This is a genomic window from Pseudobutyrivibrio sp. OR37, from assembly GCF_900113655.1.
Lineage (GTDB): Bacteria > Bacillota > Clostridia > Lachnospirales > Lachnospiraceae > Pseudobutyrivibrio.
The window spans coordinates 1-17,435 of the sequence record NZ_FOQF01000003.1 but is presented as its reverse complement, the minus strand read 5'-3'; the positions used below and the strand labels follow the sequence as shown (position 1 = coordinate 17,435).

Genomic DNA, 17,435 nt, shown 5'->3' with positions numbered 1-17,435 from the left:
AGAGGTAATATGAGACAAAGAAAAGCGAGTGGTGGTATTCCAAGTAAATACTTACTCATGATTTTATCTATTGTTTGCATAATGCTTTTATTCTTTAGTTATTCAACAGGATTTTCTGGTGGTCCTCTTGAAACTATTGCAAACCACATGTTTATTCCTATGCAAAAGGGAATAGATTATATTGGCAGTAGTATTGCAGTTTCATCCGCTGATACTAAGACAAAGGAAGAGCTTGTTGAGGAAAACGAAGAATTAAGAGCACAGGTTGATGATTTAAATTCTACAATCAGCAATATGGAGCTTAAGATAAAGGAATTATCTGAGCTTCAGGAATTATATGAACTTGACCAGACATACTATGATTATGAGACTACAGGAGCAAGAATCATTGGTAAAGGTACCTCAAATTGGTTTAATACCTTTATTATTGATAAGGGCTCTAAGGATGGAATAGAAAAGAATATGAATGTTATTGCTGATGGTGGCCTTGTGGGCATCGTTTCATCTGTTGGAGATGGATATGCCGTTGTTAGAGCTATCATTGATGATACTTCAAATGTAAGTGCTACTATTTCATCTACAGAGGATAATTGTATTGTTTCTGGATCATTAGAAAACATGACCAGTGATAATCTTATTCTGTTTTCGAATTTGGATGATGACGAGGATAAGGTTGCTATAGGTGATGTTATAGTCACTTCAAATATTTCTGATAAATATTTGCCTGGTTTAATGATTGGATATGTATCAAGCGTCAATTTAGATGAAAATGAGCTAACAAAATCTGGAACAGTTACACCAGTAGTTGATTTTAAACATCTTTCAGATGTTCTTGTTATTTTACAGCAGAAGGAGTCTTACAAGAATGAGTGACATTAAGCTATATATTAGAAGAGTACTCATAATTGCAGTTGTTATATATGTAAGCTTTCTTCTGCAGGTAGGTGTTTTTTCACGTCTTCGTCTTGCAGGAGTTACACCTAATATATTAGTGTGTATCGTTGCATCCTATGGTTTTATGAAGGGCAGAAGATATGGTACCGTAATAGGATTTTTCTCTGGCCTATTGCTAGATATTTTTTCAGGCGGTATTTTTGGCACCTATGCAATGATTTATATGTATATTGGCTTTCTAAATGGTTTATTTAGAAAGCAATTTTTCGGTGATGATCTTAGACTGCCAATGATTCTTATTGGCACAAGTGATCTCATATATGGAATAATTACATTTTTAGTTTTATTTGCTATCAGATCTCAGCATGATTTTTACTTTTACTTAATGAATATCATTTTACCTGAGGTTGTTTACACATTAGTTGTATCCATTTTTGTTTATTATATTATTCTTCATTTAAACAATTGGGTAGAAAAATTAGAAAAGAAAGGTTCTGATAGAATTGGAAATTATTAAGGACTTTTTACAAAACCTATTTTCGTCGCGTATTCGTGTAGTTTCAGTAGCAATGGTTTTATTTGCTACTGTTCTTATATCACGTCTTTTTTATTTGCAGATTATCAATGGTAGTGAATACCAGGATAATTACAATCTCAAACTTGAAAAAACTGAAACAATTCCAGCCACAAGAGGCAATATTTATGATAGAAACGGTAATTTGCTGGCTTACAATGAGCTTGTTTACGCTGTCACAATTCAGGATAACGGAACCTACAGCTCTAAGGCAGAACGTAGTAAATCATTAAATAGCGAAATTGGTCGTATCATCAAAAAGCTTGAGGCCAACGGTGATAGAATCGATAACAATTTTGGAATATTTATTGATTCCTCTGGGCAGTATCAATTTTTAAATTCGGGCTCATCCTTACAGCGTTTTAGAGCTGATGTCTTTGGTAAGAGCAGCCCCGATGACCTTGAATATAATGAAAAGCTTGGATTTGACGAGGCTACAGCTACTCCTGATCAGATTATGGATTATCTCCAGGGGGAAAAGGTCTACAATATTTCTGATAAGTACTCTAAAAAGCTTAGATATGAAATAATGGTTGTTCGTTACAACATGGGCCAAAATTCCTATCAAAAATATATTTCCACTGTAATCGCATCAGATGTTTCAGACGAATCAGTTGCTTTTATAAAGGAGAATATTAACGAATTAACTGGTGTTGATGTAGAGCAAAAATCCCTTCGTCGTTATGTAGACAGCGAGTATTTCGCTCATATCATTGGCTACACTGGTCAGATTTCTACTTCAGAATATAAAGAACTATCAAAAAATGATGAGAATGTTGAAGCCACTGATGTTGTTGGTAAATCTGGAATTGAAAAGTACATGAATGATTATCTTTCAGGTACAAAGGGTTACGAAACACTTTACGTTGATAGTGTAGGTAACACAATTGCAGAGGGTGATCATAAGGCATCAGAATCTGGAAATGATGTTTATCTTTCTATTGATATGGATTTACAGAAGGCTGCTTATATTTTGCTTGAGCAGGAGATTGCCGGTATTTTGTATTCTAAGATACAAAACATTAAGGAATCTAATATTAATTCATCATCAGATGTAGTAGTTCCTATATATGATGTTTATTATTCATTAATAAAAAATGGGTTAATAGATACAAATGCTTTCAATGATCCGAATGCTTCGGATATTGAAAAAGCAGTTTTAGCTGCCTACGAGACTAAGGAAAAGGAAGTATTGTCTACCCTTAAGGCTCAGCTTCGCACCAATAACGAAGCGATATATAGTGAATTGCCTAAGGAATATCAGGCATACTCTACCTATATTGTTACAAAGCTTAAGAGCTTAGGTATTTTTGACGCAAGCGCTATTGATACATCTTCAGAGGTTCAGACCAGCTGGACATCTGAGCAAATGGCAGTAAATAAATATTTGATTTATGCAATTGAACAAAACTGGATTGATATTACCAAATATGAATCTCAGGCAAAGTATGCAGATACAGAAGAGCTTTACAATGATTTGATAGATTATGTAATTGATTATCTTTCTACTGATGTTAATTTTGAAAAACTTGTATATAAGTATTTACTTTTAGACGATGGAATATCAGGTAATCAGCTTTGCTTGATTTTATACGAGCAGGGAATCTTATCAAAGGATGATGAAGACTATGCAGCCCTTTCAGGTGGAGGCATTACAGCCTTTGATTTCATGAAAAAGAAGATAAAATCACTTGAAATTACACCTGGTCAGATTGCTCTTGACCCTTGTTCAGGTTCTACAGTAATGCTTGATACAAAAACTGGTGAAATCCTAGCTATGGTTACTTATCCTGGCTATGATAACAATAAATTGGCCAATTCAGTTGATTCGGATTATTATGCTTATCTTACAAATAGCGCAGCTAATCCACTTTATAACTATGCTACACAGCAGAGAACGGCTCCTGGTTCTACCTTCAAGATTGTAAGTTCCACAGCTGGTCTTGCTGAAGGTGTTATTACAACTACTTCACAAATAAACGATTTAGGTCAGTTTACAAAGGTTTCAAACAACCCTAAATGTTGGATTTACCCAAGCAATCACGGTAATATCAATGTTTCAGAAGCTATCAGAGATTCTTGTAACTACTTCTTCTACGAAGTAGGCTGGAGACTTGCAGGTGGTGATGGTGCTTATGATGATGTAAAAGGTATTGATAAAATCACCAAGTACGCTTCACTTTACGGTTTGGATGAAACTACAGGTGTAGAAATAGAGGAGAATAGTCCTCATATTGCTACTGAATACCCTGTCATGGCAGCCATCGGTCAGTCTGATAATAACTTTACAACAGTTGGCTTGGCCAGATACGCCACAGCAATTGCTAGTAGAGGTAATGTTTACAATCTTACTTTGTTGGATAGTGTAAGAGATGCAGATGGTAATGTTATAGAGGATTATAAGCCTAGCATTCGTAATCAGGTAGATGTATTAAATACTGCTGAATGGGATGCTGTTCACTATGGTATGAGGATGGTTTGTGAATCCTTATCATCCTTTAATGGATTTTCTGTAGAGGTGGCTGGTAAGACTGGTACTGCGCAGCAGGTATCTAACCGTCCTAACCACGCTTTGTTTATTGGTTTTGCACCATATAACAATCCTGAAGTATCAATTGCAACTCGTATCGCCTATGGTTATACCTCTCATAATGCGGCAGAGGTTTCAAAGGATATTTTGGCATACTACTTTGGTGTTACTGAAACAGAAGACCTGTTAGATGGAGAAGCAAATATAGTTTCTAATTCAGGAAATGAGTTTACTGATTAAAATATTGGAGAATAAAAATGAGTAATGAGGCTGTTATTTTAAAAAGTAATAAATATGGATTAACCTTGCAACTGGATGGAACAATTCCTTTTGAAGAATTAGTTAGAAAGGTTTGCGAGAAATTTGCTTCTTCGGCAGATTTCTTCGGTGAAACCTCAATGATTCTTGAAACAATTGGAAGAGAGCTTACTAACGAAGAAGGACTTATTCTCATTCAGGCAATCGAACTTAATTCCAAAATCAAGGTTATCCTATTAAATGAAAACAATGAGCTTAAGGATACTAGAATGCTTGGTCAGATAGACCGCTTCTATAAGGATGATATTTTTGAGAATGCTAAAATCATCCGCGGCAGCGTAACTAAGAATGATATTATAGAATCTGATTCAAGTATTGTTATCCTTGGAGATGTAAAATCTAAGGCCAGTGTTAAAGCTAAGGGAAATGTTATTGTCTTTGGTGATTTGGAAGGTTCAGCTTATGCAGGCTATCCTGATAATACTGGTTGCTATATTGTGGCTGGAGAGCTTAATTCTAAAAATATTCAAATAGGTACAATTACTGGTGATATTAAGGTTCAGGAAAAATGGTCATTAAGAGTTCATCGTAAGGCTAAGGAACCTATGGGAATCACTGTTTGGAATAAAGAATTGCTTGCAGAACCACTTTCAAGTGGACTTTTAAAAGGAATAAAATAAATGTTTCATAATTATAAATTTAAAAATCTTGATATTAAATTAATAATTGCCGTTATAGCTCTTACCATAATCGGAATTTTCGTAATTGGAAGTGCCAATGAGTCAAACCAGCAAAAGCAAATTCTAGGTATGATTTTGGGCATTTTTATAATGACCATTATGGCATTAATTGATTATGATTATTTATTGCATTTTCATTGGTTTTTCTATGGATTTGTAATTTTGCTTCTTGTAGCTGTATTGTTATTCGGTGATAAAACCGGTGGTGCTACCAGATGGATTGATGTAGGTATCAGATTTCAGCCATCAGAGTTAGGTAAGATTTTACTTATTTTGTTTTTCGCCTGGTTTTTTATGATGTTCGAGGAAGATATAAACAAGCCTAAAATTCTAGCTTTGACAATAGTTTTATCGGCTGCACCTTTAATTTTAATACTAAAAGAGCCAGATTTATCAACTACAATAGTCACAATGATGATTATTTGTGTTATGATATTTGTAACAGGAGTTAGTTATAAGCTAGTTGGAGCGGTACTTGGTGTTTCGATTCCATCAATAATTATATTGCTTGTTCTGATTAGTAGAGAGGGACAAACAATTCTTGATGAATACCAGGGCTTGCGTATCCTTGCATGGCTTAAGCCAGAGAAATATCCATCTAGCTCTTACCAGCAACAGAATTCTATTATGGCGATAGGTTCAGGACAGCTACTAGGTAAGGGACTTGGCAATGAAGCCTTTGATTCTGTTAAGAATGGTAATTATATTTCAGAACCTCATACTGATTTTATTTTCGCTGTTGCAGGCGAGGAACTAGGATTTATTGGTTCAGCTATAATTATTGCTTTAATTTTCTTTATCACTATAGAGATATTGCTTTTGGCTAAAAGAGCTAAAGATATATCTGGAAAACTAATTTGTGTTGGTATGGCTACATTAATAGGCTTCCAAAGTTTTGTTAATATCTGTGTTGTTACAGGACTTATGCCAAATACAGGTTTACCATTACCTTTTGTTAGTTATGGTTTGACATCACTTGTTACTGTTTATTTTGGTATCGGAATTGTGTTAAATGTTGGTCTTCAATCTAAAAATAATAATGGGAGGCTATTTTAAATGAATATTGGATTAGTGGCACATGATTCTAAGAAAAAGCTTATGCAAAATTTTTGTATTGCATACAGAGGTATTTTGTGCAAAAACGAAATTTTTGCAACAGGAACTACTGGCCGTTTAGTGGAAGAGGTAACTAATCTTAACGTGCATAAATATCTGGCTGGCCATTTAGGTGGTACTCAGCAGCTTGGCGCTCAGATTGAGCAGAATGAAATTGACTTGGTAATATTTTTAAGAGATCCTCTTACAGTTAAATCTCACGAACCAGATGTTAATAGCATTGTAAGAATTTGTGATGCAAATAATATTCCTCTTGCCACAAATTTAGCAACTGCTGAATTGCTTATTAAATCACTTGATAGAGGAGATCTTGAGTGGCGTGAAATGTATAAATAAGATTTTTTCTATTATATTAATACTATGTCTCATGTTGTCGTTAGTAGGTTGCAAGAGTGATGATACTTCCGTTGCCACCTACGATATGTACGACACTTCCACTGTATATGGGATTACTCATAATGGTTCATCTTCGGATATAGAGCTATTTGCAAAGGATTTATGTGTAACAGGTACAGAGGATTTAGGAACTTCAGCCGTGGATTCTCAGGTGGCTGGGGCAGCTGGTGCATTTAATACTACAGAACAAACAGTGGTATATGCCCAGAAAATTCACGAAAAAATGTATCCTGCATCTACTACAAAAATCATGACTGCCTACATAGCTTGTTTATATGGCGATTTAGATGAGTTCTATACTGTAAGTGCTAATGCAGTTAAACAGGACAGTGATTCGTCTGTTATTAATCTTAAAGAGGGAGATGTAATTTCCTTAAGAGATTTGCTTTACGGGTTGATGCTTCGTTCCGGTAACGATGCAGCTGTTACAATAGCAGAAGGAATTAGTGGTGATGTAGAGACTTTCGTTGCTAAAATGAATGAAACTGCCAAATCACTAGGTGCTACAAATACTAACTTTGTAACACCTAATGGTCTTCATGATGAAAATCATTACACTTCAGTGTACGACATGTATCTCATTTTAAATGCAGCTATGAAAAATGAGACCTTCTACAATATATTTACCGCAAGTAACTACACTGCCAATTACACAAGCGGCGGTTCTCCAAAGACAGTAGAGTGGAACACAACAAATCAATATACTACAGGTAAAATTACCACTCCTAGCGGTTTTACAATAATCGGTGGTAAAACAGGAACTACTGGAGCAGCGGGATATTGCTTAGTTCTTCTTTCAGAAAATGAGGACCATGACAAGATAATATCGATAGTTTTTAATGCGGATTGCCGTTCAAACCTATATCTACTAATGAACGAAATTTTGAGTAATTATTGTTTATAAATAACTATTTAGGTTTTTATAGTGTTATGCTATGATAATTATAAATAATAACTTAAGGGAGGTATTTGGACATGGTGGAAATTATTTCAGGCGAAAAGGGCAAAGGCAAAACAAAGTATCTTCTTGATAAGGTTAATTCTGATATCAAGAATGTGGACGGTGCAGTTGTATATATCGACAAAAATACAAAGCACATGTATGAGTTAGATTCGAAGATTCGTTTGATTAACATGGGGGATTATCCAATCGAGACTTCGAATGAGTTTTTAGGCTTCCTTAGTGGCGTTTTATCACAGAATGCGGATATTCAAGAAGTCTTCCTTGATAGCTTTTTAACTGTTTCTAATATCAATGATAACTCAGCTTTAGCTGAAGCCATTGATAAGCTTGATGAAATTTGCAGCATGTTTAGTGTTAAATTCGTGCTTTCGGTTAGTAAGAATGAAAAAGATTTACCAGAAAATGCGAAGGAAAAGATTATCGTATCTTTATAATAAATAAATCTTAGGGCACGATAACGTGCCCTATAATTATGTATATATGGCAAAAAAGAAGAAAGTAAAAAAGAATGACAAAATAATTAAATATCCGAAGCAGTATCATTTTTCTATTGGATTTATTATTATCGGCGTAATGTTTATTTATATGCTTTATCATTTATTTACCTACATTACCGCTGATAATATTACTGTTTATGAGGTTTCGCAAGGTTCCATATCATCTAATCTTGAATATAATGCCTTGGCTATCAGGCAGGAGCAGGTGGTTACTGCTGAAAATAATGGTGATATTCTTTATCTTGCTGAAAATTTTGGTAAGGTTGGTGCCAAAACCCAGGTTTACGCATTGGATACAACAGGAGAAATCCTTTCATCTATCGAAGAATCCACCTCGAAATCAGAGATTCAGTTGGATGATGAGGATTATTCCAAGCTTCAGTCAATTGTAGCTAATTACATGTTGACCTATGATCCTATAGATTTTAATAAGACTTATACCTTTAAGAATGAATTAGATTCTCAGGTTGCCCAGCTATATACAGTTTCCGCCATGGAGTCTATGGGAGAATCCTTATCAAATGCCATTTCTGCAGGATCTTTTAACATTTATAGCAGTCCGGTTCCAGGGCTTGTGGTTTATTCTATTGACGGTTTAGAGGATATTACAGTTGACAATTTTGTATCTGAATCCCTTGATATATCAAATTATTCAGCTGTAAATCTTAAGGCGCAGGAATCTGTTATTGCCGGTCAGGCGGTATATAAGGTTATCACCTCAGATCATTGGAATTTGGTGCTTGAGGTAGATAAGGATTTATATGAATCCCTGCAAGGCGAGACCTATCTTAAAATTAAATTCTTAGAGGATGAAACTGAAACATGGACTAATCTTGATTTTACGGAAAAGGCTGGAAAGTATTATCTTATACTATCGCTTGACGACTCAATGGATAGATATGCTGATTCCAGATTCGTTCATATACAGATTATTAATAACAATATTTCAGGTTTAAAGATTCCTAATTCATCTATTGTTGAAAAGGAATTTTATACTATACCTAAGGATTATATGGTAATGGGCAATAATGATGATAATGCCGGTTTTCTTCTTAAATCGGAGGCAGGAAATGTTGTCATTAATCCTACCGTTTATTATGAAAACGATGATTTTTACTATATAGATAACGAATTGGTTAGCCGAGGTGATAGGTTTATAAAGCCTAATTCTAACGAAGAGTATGTTATAGGCGCCGATACAGGTAAATTAAAGGGTGTATTTAATGTAAATAAGGGGTATGCTGTATTTAAGCAGATAGAAATACTGTATCAAAATGATGATTATTCCATCATCAAAACTGGAACTAGTTATGGTATATCGATGTATGACCATATAGTTCTTCAGGGTGATGAGGTAGAAGAAAACACGATTATCAATTAAAGGAGACATTATGCGACAGGAAGAATTAAAGAATAACCTTAAGGATGTAGAAAGAAGAGTAGCAGAGGCTTGCAAGAGAGCAGGTAGAGATAGAAGTGAGGTTACTCTTATAGCTGTTAGCAAAACAAAGCCTGTAGAGGATTTACAGGTTATCTATGACGAAGGAATTCGTGAATTTGGTGAGAATAAGGTTCAGGAGCTAACAGGCAAAATCCCTGAAATGCCAGCGGATATTAATTGGCATCTTATTGGGCATCTACAGAGAAATAAAGTTAAATATATCGTTGATAAGGTTAAGCTTATTCATTCTGTTGATAGCTATAGATTGGCTGAAGAAATCAATATTCAGGCTAAAAAGCACGGTGTTGTTGTTCCTATTCTTATTGAGGTAAATGTTGCAAATGAAGCTTCTAAGTTTGGCGTTAAATACGAAGAGGCAAAGCAACTTTGCCAGGAGATTTCTCATCTTGATGCTGTCCGCATTGAAGGTCTTATGACAATAGCACCAAATGTTGTGGTTCCAGAAGAAAATAGAGCAAATTTTCACAAAATAAAGGATTTATCTGTTGACATAGCTAATGAAAACATTGATAATGTAAGTATGAATATTATATCTATGGGAATGACTAATGATTTTGAGGTTGCCATAGAGGAAGGAGCTACTCATATTAGAGTTGGCACCGCTATTTTTGGAGAGAGAAACTATAGCATATAAAAGAGGAGCAATACAATGTTTGAAAGAATGTTAGACGCAATGCATCTAAGTGATGATTACGACGATTACGATGATGACGATTTATATGATGAAGAGGAAGAAAAATCCTTCTTTAACAAGTTTTCTAAAAATAATGAGGATGAAAAGCGTCCAGCTTTAAACAAACCAGCTGAAAGAGAGACTAGAGCTGTAAAGCCAGCTCCTAAGATTACACCTATGAGAAATAAATCGAAAGGAACTGTTATGGAGGTTTGTGTAATTAAACCATCTTCATTTGAAGATGCTAGAGAGATTTCTGAGACATTATTAGCAGAAAGAACTGTTTTACTTAATATGAAGGGATTGGACTTAGGAGTTGCCCAGCGTATCATTGATTTCACTTGTGGTACATGCTACGCAATCGATGGTAATCTCCAGAGAATCGAAGATTACATCTTCATTATCACCCCTGCAGGAGTTGAGTTATCTGGTGATTTGGCAGGAATCGTAGATGCCTTTGACTTCACAGGAATTCAAACAGGCTTTTAAATTTAGGCACCAGGCCTTATGTCTGGTGCTTTTTATTTATATATATGTTACAATCTACTACAGGTTTATTGCTTAATGTTATGGGAGAAATGTATGAGAGACTTGAATATTAATTACGAAGGAATGCCATGTTATAAGATTTGTTTTAGGCCAGATTTTAATGATTTGCTAGATTGCTTTAATTTGGAGGTAAACCGTAAATACGATAATATTTGTATTGTATCGGATTCCAATGTTGCACAAATATATTTAGCTGAAGTTTTGGATATATTTAAGCAGACTGATAGTAAAGTCTGTTCTTTTAGCTTTGAAGCTGGCGAGGCTTCAAAGAATCTTGAAACGGTAAATATGCTTTATGAACATTTGATACTAAAGCATTTTACTCGTAATTCTTTATTGGTAGCTCTTGGCGGTGGCGTTGTCGGAGATTTAACTGGCTTTGCTGCGGCTACATTTCTTAGGGGAATCGATTTTATTCAAATCCCAACCACTTTATTATCCCAGGTAGATAGTTCTGTTGGTGGCAAAACAGGTGTGGATTTTAAAGGCTACAAGAATATGGTTGGAGCGTTCTACATGCCGAAGCTTGTCTATATGAACCTTGGCACCCTCAATACCCTTGATGATGATAATTTTGCCTGTGGAATGGGCGAGGTCATCAAAAGCGCTTTAATAGCAGACAAGGATTTCTATGAATGGATTAAATTAAACAAGGATCTTGTATTGGCAAAGGATTATGAAGCTTTAGCTCATACTGTTTCCAAATGCTGTGAAATCAAAGGCCATGTTGTAGAAATTGATCCAAAAGAAAAGGGTATTCGTGCCTATCTTAATTTTGGTCATACTCTTGGTCATGCAGTTGAAAAGCTATGTAACTTTAGTCTTGGTCATGGTCAATGTGTCTCTATTGGTATGGTTTGCGCTCTTTATTTATCAGGAAAGCTTAACTACATAACTGATTCAGAAATTTTAGATGCAATTAACCTATTAAAGGAGTATAATTTACCTGTTTCTGTTTCCGGATTAGATGCAGGGGAGATTTTAGCTGCATCAAAATCAGATAAAAAGATGACAGATTCAAAAATAAAGTTTATTATATTAAAAAATATTGGCGAGGCAGATTCATATATTGATTTCTCAGACGAAGATTTGCTTTTTGCCATTGATAAGGTGTTAGAATAATGTTTTACAGAAAAAAGAAAATTACTTCATTTATTTTTGCGCTAGTTGTTATTTTAGTTTTAATTCTTTTTGATCAGTTTACAAAGGATTTAGCCGTAGCTTATTTAATGAATAAGGATGATGTTATATTAATACCTGGTGTATTACAATTTCACTATTTAGAAAATACAGGCGCAGCATTTTCATTATTAGAGGGACAGCAGACTTTATTTGCGATTATTACTCCAATACTTATTTTATTTATTATTTATTTAATGGTAATAATGCCTCGTGTCAAGAAATTTACAGCACTTAATTACGTTTTCTTATTTTTAATTGCGGGTGCTTTTGGTAACTATATTGATAGAATTATCAATCATTACGTTGTAGATTTTATATATTTCTCTTTGATTGATTTTCCAGTATTTAATGTTGCAGATTGCTACGTTACAGTTAGCGTTATAGTTTTATTTATCCTGGTATTATTCTATTATAAGGATGAGGATTTCGAAGAAATAAAAGATAATCTAAGGTTTAAGAAGAATGGATGAATTTAATCTTTCAATTGAAGATTCGTCTGATGAAGGTATTCGCATAGATAAATATCTTGCATCAGCATTACCAGAAAAATCACGAAGCTACTATCAAAAAGCCATTGATAGTGGCTTTGTTTTAGTTAATGGAAAACAGGTCAAATCTAAATATCAAACAAAGCTTGGTGATGATATTGTTGTGAGCATCGAGCCTGTAAAGGAAATAGATATTGAACCAGAAGATATACCTATTGAAATTTTATACGAGGATGATGATGTTATTGTTGTAAATAAGCCAAAGGGCATGGTGGTTCATCCTGCTCCTGGCCATTATAGCGGCACACTTGTTAATGCACTTATGTATCATTGCAAGGATTCCTTATCAGGCATCAATGGGGAAATTCGTCCGGGTATTGTTCATCGTATAGATATGAATACCACTGGCTCTCTTTTGGTTTGTAAGAACGATAAAGCTCATAATGATATTGCTGCCCAGATTAAGGTTCATTCTGTAAATAGAATTTATAAGGGAATCGTTGTTGGAAATTTCAAAGAAGAAGAAGGCACTGTAAACGCCCGTATTGGCCGAAATCCCAAAGATAGAAAAAAGATGGCTGTAGTAAGTGATGGCAGAGAAGCAATCACTCATTTTAAGGTTTTAGAGCAGTATAAAGGCGCATCTTTAGTACAGTTTAAACTTGAAACTGGTCGTACACATCAAATCCGCGTTCACATGGCTCATATTGGCCATCCATTGCTTGGAGATGAGGTATACGGCAAGCCTGTTAAGAATTTACAAGGACAAACTCTTCATGCCCAGACATTAGGCTTTATTCAGCCAACATCTGGGGAGTATGTAGAGGTAAATGCACCTCTACCTGCATATTTTGAAGATTTGCTTACAAAATATCGTAAAACTATTTAATCCTTACGATGAAAATCCACTGCATTACGTGCCTGAAGCTTGTGTTCGTCTTCAATGGCAGCATAGTAGTCGATAGTAGTGTTAATGTTTTCATGACCTAATACATCGGCTACCAGGCGGATATCCCCAGTTTCACGATAAAGGGCAGTACCATAGGTACTTCTTAGCTTATGTGGTGTGATTTTCTTGTTTGGAACTACCATTTTAGCGTATTTCTTTACTAAATTCTCAATCGCATCTACACTAATTCGTTTTCCCTGCAAAGAATAGAAGAGAGCAGTTTCATGGCCTTCAACAGGGATAATATATTCCCTTTCACCGTTAATATAGTCTTTTAGGACTTCTGCAACCTCGTCATTGAAATAAATAATATCCTGTCCGCCACCCTTTCGAACGATTGTTAAAGAATTAACATGAAAATCAACGTCAGTTAAATCCAGACCATTACATTCGCTGACACGAATTCCTGTATTAAGCATTAATGTAAGGATTGCCAGGTCGCGGCCACGTGTTTTTTGATTGTATTTTCGTTGGCGTTCAGATGTATAGGCGCTGCCTGAATCAATTGCATTTAAAATGGCCTGAACCTCATAATTGTTCATACGAACGATGTTTTTGTCCTTCTTAAGCTTAGGTAAATCTACAAGCTGCATTGGATCTTTCGTAACATATTCGCGAACAGTTAAGTATTTATACATGCTTCTAAGTGGCGACAGTTTACGTGCAATGGCGCGTTTATTGTTTTCATGTTGCTCACCAACGGTGTTAAGCTCAAGATATCTTTTATATTTTTCAATATCATCAGCAGTAACTTTATTAAGAAGCCCGTAATCAATTTTTTTGACATCGTCGACCTGTAATTCCACATCTGGACCTGCTAAAAATCGAAAGAAGGTAAGCAGGTCATAACAGTATGCAATTAAAGTGCTGGTCTGAGTGGTTTGTTCCTTAGAATAAATATAATCAAGAGCTGGCTTAGGAAGTAGAGCCTGAAGCTCACGTAATTTTACTTTTTGATTTTTTGATTTATCTTTATAGAAATCTGAATCTTTTCCCATAAATAAACCTCCCTTAAATGGCTTTACAATAATAGGATACCACACTTTTGGGCATTTTCATATACTATCTATCGGTAAAACAGATATTTATCCGATAGATAGATTTATCAAAATACTACTCTCTTTGTCAATAACTTTTAGCTAAACCAGCTCCTTATAATATGTTTATTTATTTAGACAAACTTAAATTTGATTATTTACGTCGAAGTTCTTTAATAAAGCATACACTAACCACTACCATCATTATCGCCAATGCATCCGAAGCAACCAACTGTCCAATCGCAGCCGCCGGAATTGGTTGTAATGGCCATGGCTCAATAAAACTGGCAAGACATGCCCTAAATATCCAAACCACTGTAAGAAAGAAATAAAAATAAATAATTTCTCGATTTATTGCCAATGCTCTTTTTCCTAACACAATTAGCATCGTGCTTAAACCAAACAGCAGTAACGAAAAGCAATAGTTCGTATAATCAATCCCCACTATAAGATTTTCATATTGCATTGGAAGATAGTCATACCACTGAAACATCCATGGGACAAAGAAATGCCACACTCCCACTAAAGCACTTATTACAACTGAAATATAATACAGAATCTTTATTCCTTTTTTCAAAATTAGTCACCTCTGTAAACTTGAAGTTGTCGACATGCCCATCTTCTTGAACTAGCGTTCAAGAAGCATCCCTCGCTCTAAAGAGCTCGGGCAACAACGATTTGCCGTCAGAACCACAATTCAAACCACTCATCACCAGAACTCTTGAACCCAATTGATTTGAACATTTTTTGACTTTGTTTATTGAATGAATATATATTGGCCCGAACGCTAGTCATTCCTTTCTTCTTTGCTAATATAATCATATCGTTAACACAGCGTCTTCCTATATGCCTATTCTGATACTCTTTACATATAACAATGGCAATTTCACCATTATCTCTAAGTGAAACGTCTCCAACTAATACTCCATTATATTCAATATAGTAACAATCTCCATGGATACAAAGGTAGTCATACATACTATGCAAAAGCTCCAGGTCATATGGCTCGTCCCTATTATCAACTTGCTTACATACATCCAAATCCTGATACCAGGCAAGTGATACCTCATCATTTCTGTAGTAAGGGACTAGCCTTATCTCATTATCCACATATCTTTCTGACATCTTTAGCAGTCTAAGTACACGAAGTTCCCTTTTTATCATTACTTCATCAAAAAAAACATCACTTTTATAAATATCATTAGCCTCTATAGCCGCTTCAATATCAACAATCTTGAGAACAAATTCCGCATCCTGTTCATAAGCGTCCAATTCCTGATCTACCAGTTCATCCTCTACATCGCAAAAGTAATAATAGTTCTCCTGCTCGAAAACAGTATTCTCAGCCTTGTCGCTCTTTTGCCTGCGAAGTACACTTCCAAATTCCCGGATGCTTTCCGGAATCACAACCATTCCGACTTCCTCTCTGACTTCACGAATCAAAGCTTCTTTTTTATCTTCATCATCATGTATTCCGCCTCCGGGAAATTTATAGTATTTTTCTCGTTTGCTATATACAAGAGCCATCTTGTCACCCTTGATAATGATAGCTCTGGCTGATGGCCTTCGAAAAACAGAATCCGTTTTTTTATAGTCTTTTAAATCTATTTCAAATAGTCTTTTCATACTCTTTTAGTGCTGTATATCCTATTACTTAAATATTCCTCCAGCGATATCCTTGATTTCTTTGATATCAATCTTTCCATCTGCTAGAGCATCTTTTACTTTTTTTACGTCAGCTTCATCAACCTTTACACCAGCTTTGTCTAATAACTCCTTTGCCTGACTTAAATCTGCTTTAGAAATCTGCTTCATTAAATCTTTGTTACCGCCTAATTGTTTGATAATGTCTTTAATATCAGCCATAGAAAAATCCCCCTTCTCTTTGAAAACCAATACTGTTCCATATTTATATATTATAAAGATATATGCCATATAATTGCAACAATGTATATTAAAGTCGCGAATCTGTTGAATTTGCATATATTTATTCATAAGTAAATAGTAACTGTTAACCACTTATTAAGCTTGGGGAGGTTTTATGATGGCAACTAAACATTCATTCTATTCTTCCTTTATAAATTGGAATTTAATTGACTCTCCATAGATACCATTTTATGTTTTATATACTCATCTGCTTGCTTAAGCAATTCTTTTTTATTTTCATGCTCTATAGTTATGAGCGAATCTTCAAGACTCAAGCTTTTTAACGACTTGACCTCATTAGGTCTTGTCACTCTGGGTTTTGCATCTGAATAATGAGCTAAAAAATATACAACTTGTTTTGTAAAATCCGGCTTTTCCGCAGGATTGTATTGTTCACATACCTTAAAATCAGTAATGAGTTCAACTTCAAGATTTGTCTCTTCTTTAATCTCACGAATTGCTGTCTGTTCTTCCGTCTCTTCGTTTTCCATACGTCCTTTTGGAAAACTGTGACATCCACTATTTTCTTCAACTAGCAGATACTTTATGACGCCGTTGTCTACTGTATATACTATTGCCCCACAAGATTTTTCAAATATCATATATCTGTCTCCTCAAACTTTTTATAGTCGTTTAAATCTATTTCAATTAATCTTTTCATATTCTTTTAGTGCTGTACATTCGCGTTTGTACAATCCATAAACAGCATAATCTATATTATCTTTTTTTCATTCTTATCCATGGGTAGCTAATAAATTAGCTCCCCACTATTAAATTATAGAATCACTTGATGCTGATGAAGAAATAATCACCCCCTAAGAAAGAATAATCTATATATTAATCCTATTGCGGCCAGGTGTGTCGGATAATACCAATAGAAGAACTTACCCAGCCATTTGCACAATGTCATTAAGTTAACATTGCGGTGGAGGCTACGATGAAGAAAACGAGATTGAAGTGATATGCTTCAATCTCGTTTTTTCCTTTTTTAGACATTAAAAGAAGACAGATTGTATATCTGCCTAAATAACATTTTTAACTTTTCATTTTTATGCTACTCTATATAAGAAACCTCTAAAGATTCTTGCTGACTGGTATCTTTCACGATGTCGGTCTGGTCTAATGGGTACAAGATTTCTTGATATGATGGTTTCTAAATCAGGTGGAGATGTAATACCGCGGTAAAACTTTTTGCACATG

19 protein-coding genes are annotated in these 17,435 nt (G+C 34.9%); 14 read left to right on the top strand and 5 right to left on the bottom strand.

From position 1 onward, the window contains the following. Nucleotides 1-9 precede the first annotated feature (9 nt). From mreC to BM097_RS02000, 14 genes are all read left to right on the top strand, one after another. Nucleotides 10-873 carry a rod shape-determining protein MreC gene (gene mreC / locus BM097_RS02065; RefSeq protein ID WP_090545406.1) on the top strand — a complete coding sequence of 288 codons (864 nt, stop codon included), beginning with the start codon at nucleotides 10-12 and terminating at the stop codon, nucleotides 871-873. Beyond that, nucleotides 866-1,411, top strand: a complete 546-nt coding sequence (gene mreD / locus BM097_RS02060) for a rod shape-determining protein MreD (RefSeq protein WP_177197338.1) — start codon at nucleotides 866-868, stop codon at nucleotides 1,409-1,411. The genes mreC and mreD overlap by 8 nt, the downstream gene beginning before the upstream one ends. Then, nucleotides 1,398-4,238 carry a penicillin-binding transpeptidase domain-containing protein gene (locus tag BM097_RS02055; protein WP_242944641.1) on the top strand — a complete coding sequence of 947 codons (2,841 nt, stop codon included), beginning with the start codon at nucleotides 1,398-1,400 and terminating at the stop codon, nucleotides 4,236-4,238. Before mreD ends, BM097_RS02055 begins: the two co-directional genes overlap by 14 nt. Nucleotides 4,239-4,255: 17 nt before the next feature. Then, nucleotides 4,256-4,936, top strand: coding sequence for a septum site-determining protein MinC (locus tag BM097_RS02050; RefSeq protein WP_090545402.1), 681 nt, complete (start codon nucleotides 4,256-4,258; stop codon nucleotides 4,934-4,936). Further along, nucleotides 4,937-6,052, top strand: coding sequence for an FtsW/RodA/SpoVE family cell cycle protein (locus tag BM097_RS02045; protein ID WP_090545399.1), 1,116 nt, complete (start codon nucleotides 4,937-4,939; stop codon nucleotides 6,050-6,052). Then, nucleotides 6,053-6,448, top strand: a complete 396-nt coding sequence (locus BM097_RS02040) for a methylglyoxal synthase (protein WP_090545397.1) — start codon at nucleotides 6,053-6,055, stop codon at nucleotides 6,446-6,448. Next, nucleotides 6,432-7,412: a D-alanyl-D-alanine carboxypeptidase family protein gene (locus BM097_RS02035; protein WP_242944640.1), complete on the top strand. Its 981-nt coding sequence runs from the start codon at nucleotides 6,432-6,434 to the stop codon at nucleotides 7,410-7,412. The genes BM097_RS02040 and BM097_RS02035 overlap by 17 nt, the downstream gene beginning before the upstream one ends. A gap of 71 nt (nucleotides 7,413-7,483) precedes the next feature. Further along, nucleotides 7,484-7,906 (top strand): twitching motility protein PilT, encoded by a 423-nt coding sequence (locus BM097_RS02030; RefSeq protein WP_090545395.1) that lies wholly within the window; start codon nucleotides 7,484-7,486, stop codon nucleotides 7,904-7,906. 46 nt (nucleotides 7,907-7,952) lie between these two features. Beyond that, complete coding sequence (locus tag BM097_RS02025; protein ID WP_090545393.1) at nucleotides 7,953-9,350, top strand: biotin/lipoyl attachment domain-containing protein; 1,398 nt, start codon at nucleotides 7,953-7,955, stop codon at nucleotides 9,348-9,350. A 10-nt stretch (nucleotides 9,351-9,360) separates the two neighbouring features. Further along, entirely contained in the window at nucleotides 9,361-10,065 is a 705-nt protein-coding gene (locus tag BM097_RS02020) for a YggS family pyridoxal phosphate-dependent enzyme (RefSeq protein WP_090545391.1), read from the top strand. 15 nt (nucleotides 10,066-10,080) lie between these two features. After that, nucleotides 10,081-10,593, top strand: coding sequence for a cell division protein SepF (locus BM097_RS02015; protein ID WP_090545389.1), 513 nt, complete (start codon nucleotides 10,081-10,083; stop codon nucleotides 10,591-10,593). Nucleotides 10,594-10,686: 93 nt separating this feature from the next. After that, on the top strand, nucleotides 10,687-11,775 hold the full coding sequence (gene aroB / locus BM097_RS02010) for a 3-dehydroquinate synthase (protein ID WP_090545386.1): 1,089 nt from the start codon (nucleotides 10,687-10,689) through the stop codon (nucleotides 11,773-11,775). Further along, nucleotides 11,775-12,305, top strand: a complete 531-nt coding sequence (gene lspA, locus BM097_RS02005; protein ID WP_090545383.1) for a signal peptidase II — start codon at nucleotides 11,775-11,777, stop codon at nucleotides 12,303-12,305. The genes aroB and lspA overlap by 1 nt, the downstream gene beginning before the upstream one ends. Further along, the gene (locus tag BM097_RS02000; RefSeq protein WP_090545382.1) at nucleotides 12,298-13,212 is read left to right on the top strand and encodes an RluA family pseudouridine synthase; all 915 of its coding nucleotides are present in this window, start codon (nucleotides 12,298-12,300) and stop codon (nucleotides 13,210-13,212) included. Before lspA ends, BM097_RS02000 begins: the two co-directional genes overlap by 8 nt. Here the strand turns inward: BM097_RS02000 and BM097_RS01995 are convergent. The 5 genes from BM097_RS01995 to BM097_RS01975 form a co-directional block, all read right to left on the bottom strand. Continuing rightward, entirely contained in the window at nucleotides 13,209-14,270 is a 1,062-nt protein-coding gene (locus tag BM097_RS01995) for a tyrosine-type recombinase/integrase (protein ID WP_090545380.1), read from the bottom strand. The genes BM097_RS02000 and BM097_RS01995 overlap by 4 nt on opposite strands. Nucleotides 14,271-14,463: 193 nt before the next feature. Continuing rightward, a complete protein-coding gene (locus BM097_RS01990; protein ID WP_090545378.1) occupies nucleotides 14,464-14,886 on the bottom strand; it encodes a hypothetical protein in 423 nt (140 codons plus the stop codon). Between the two features lie 107 nt (nucleotides 14,887-14,993). After that, nucleotides 14,994-15,935: a GNAT family N-acetyltransferase gene (locus tag BM097_RS16605; protein ID WP_090545376.1), complete on the bottom strand. Its 942-nt coding sequence runs from the start codon at nucleotides 15,933-15,935 to the stop codon at nucleotides 14,994-14,996. Nucleotides 15,936-15,959: 24 nt separating this feature from the next. Continuing rightward, nucleotides 15,960-16,175 (bottom strand): hypothetical protein, encoded by a 216-nt coding sequence (locus tag BM097_RS01980; RefSeq protein ID WP_090545374.1) that lies wholly within the window; start codon nucleotides 16,173-16,175, stop codon nucleotides 15,960-15,962. A 209-nt stretch (nucleotides 16,176-16,384) separates the two neighbouring features. Continuing rightward, complete coding sequence (locus BM097_RS01975; RefSeq protein WP_090545371.1) at nucleotides 16,385-16,837, bottom strand: bis(5'-nucleosyl)-tetraphosphatase; 453 nt, start codon at nucleotides 16,835-16,837, stop codon at nucleotides 16,385-16,387. Between the last annotated feature and the right edge of the window lie 598 nt (nucleotides 16,838-17,435).

Coding starts and splice junctions, on each gene's coding strand:
- BM097_RS02040 (WP_090545397.1), top strand. CDS start 6,053: ATGAATATTGGATTAGTGGCACATGATTCTAAGAAAAAGCTTATGCAA.
- BM097_RS02000 (WP_090545382.1), top strand. CDS start 12,298: ATGGATGAATTTAATCTTTCAATTGAAGATTCGTCTGATGAAGGTATT.
- BM097_RS02045 (WP_090545399.1), top strand. CDS start 4,937: ATGTTTCATAATTATAAATTTAAAAATCTTGATATTAAATTAATAATT.
- mreC (WP_090545406.1), top strand. CDS start 10: ATGAGACAAAGAAAAGCGAGTGGTGGTATTCCAAGTAAATACTTACTC.
- BM097_RS01995 (WP_090545380.1), bottom strand. CDS start 14,270: ATGGGAAAAGATTCAGATTTCTATAAAGATAAATCAAAAAATCAAAAA.
- BM097_RS02025 (WP_090545393.1), top strand. CDS start 7,953: ATGGCAAAAAAGAAGAAAGTAAAAAAGAATGACAAAATAATTAAATAT.
- BM097_RS02020 (WP_090545391.1), top strand. CDS start 9,361: ATGCGACAGGAAGAATTAAAGAATAACCTTAAGGATGTAGAAAGAAGA.
- BM097_RS01980 (WP_090545374.1), bottom strand. CDS start 16,175: ATGGCTGATATTAAAGACATTATCAAACAATTAGGCGGTAACAAAGAT.
- lspA (WP_090545383.1), top strand. CDS start 11,775: ATGTTTTACAGAAAAAAGAAAATTACTTCATTTATTTTTGCGCTAGTT.
- aroB (WP_090545386.1), top strand. CDS start 10,687: ATGAGAGACTTGAATATTAATTACGAAGGAATGCCATGTTATAAGATT.
- BM097_RS02050 (WP_090545402.1), top strand. CDS start 4,256: ATGAGTAATGAGGCTGTTATTTTAAAAAGTAATAAATATGGATTAACC.
- BM097_RS16605 (WP_090545376.1), bottom strand. CDS start 15,935: ATGAAAAGACTATTTGAAATAGATTTAAAAGACTATAAAAAAACGGAT.
- BM097_RS02030 (WP_090545395.1), top strand. CDS start 7,484: ATGGTGGAAATTATTTCAGGCGAAAAGGGCAAAGGCAAAACAAAGTAT.
- BM097_RS01975 (WP_090545371.1), bottom strand. CDS start 16,837: ATGATATTTGAAAAATCTTGTGGGGCAATAGTATATACAGTAGACAAC.
- BM097_RS02015 (WP_090545389.1), top strand. CDS start 10,081: ATGTTTGAAAGAATGTTAGACGCAATGCATCTAAGTGATGATTACGAC.
- mreD (WP_177197338.1), top strand. CDS start 866: ATGAGTGACATTAAGCTATATATTAGAAGAGTACTCATAATTGCAGTT.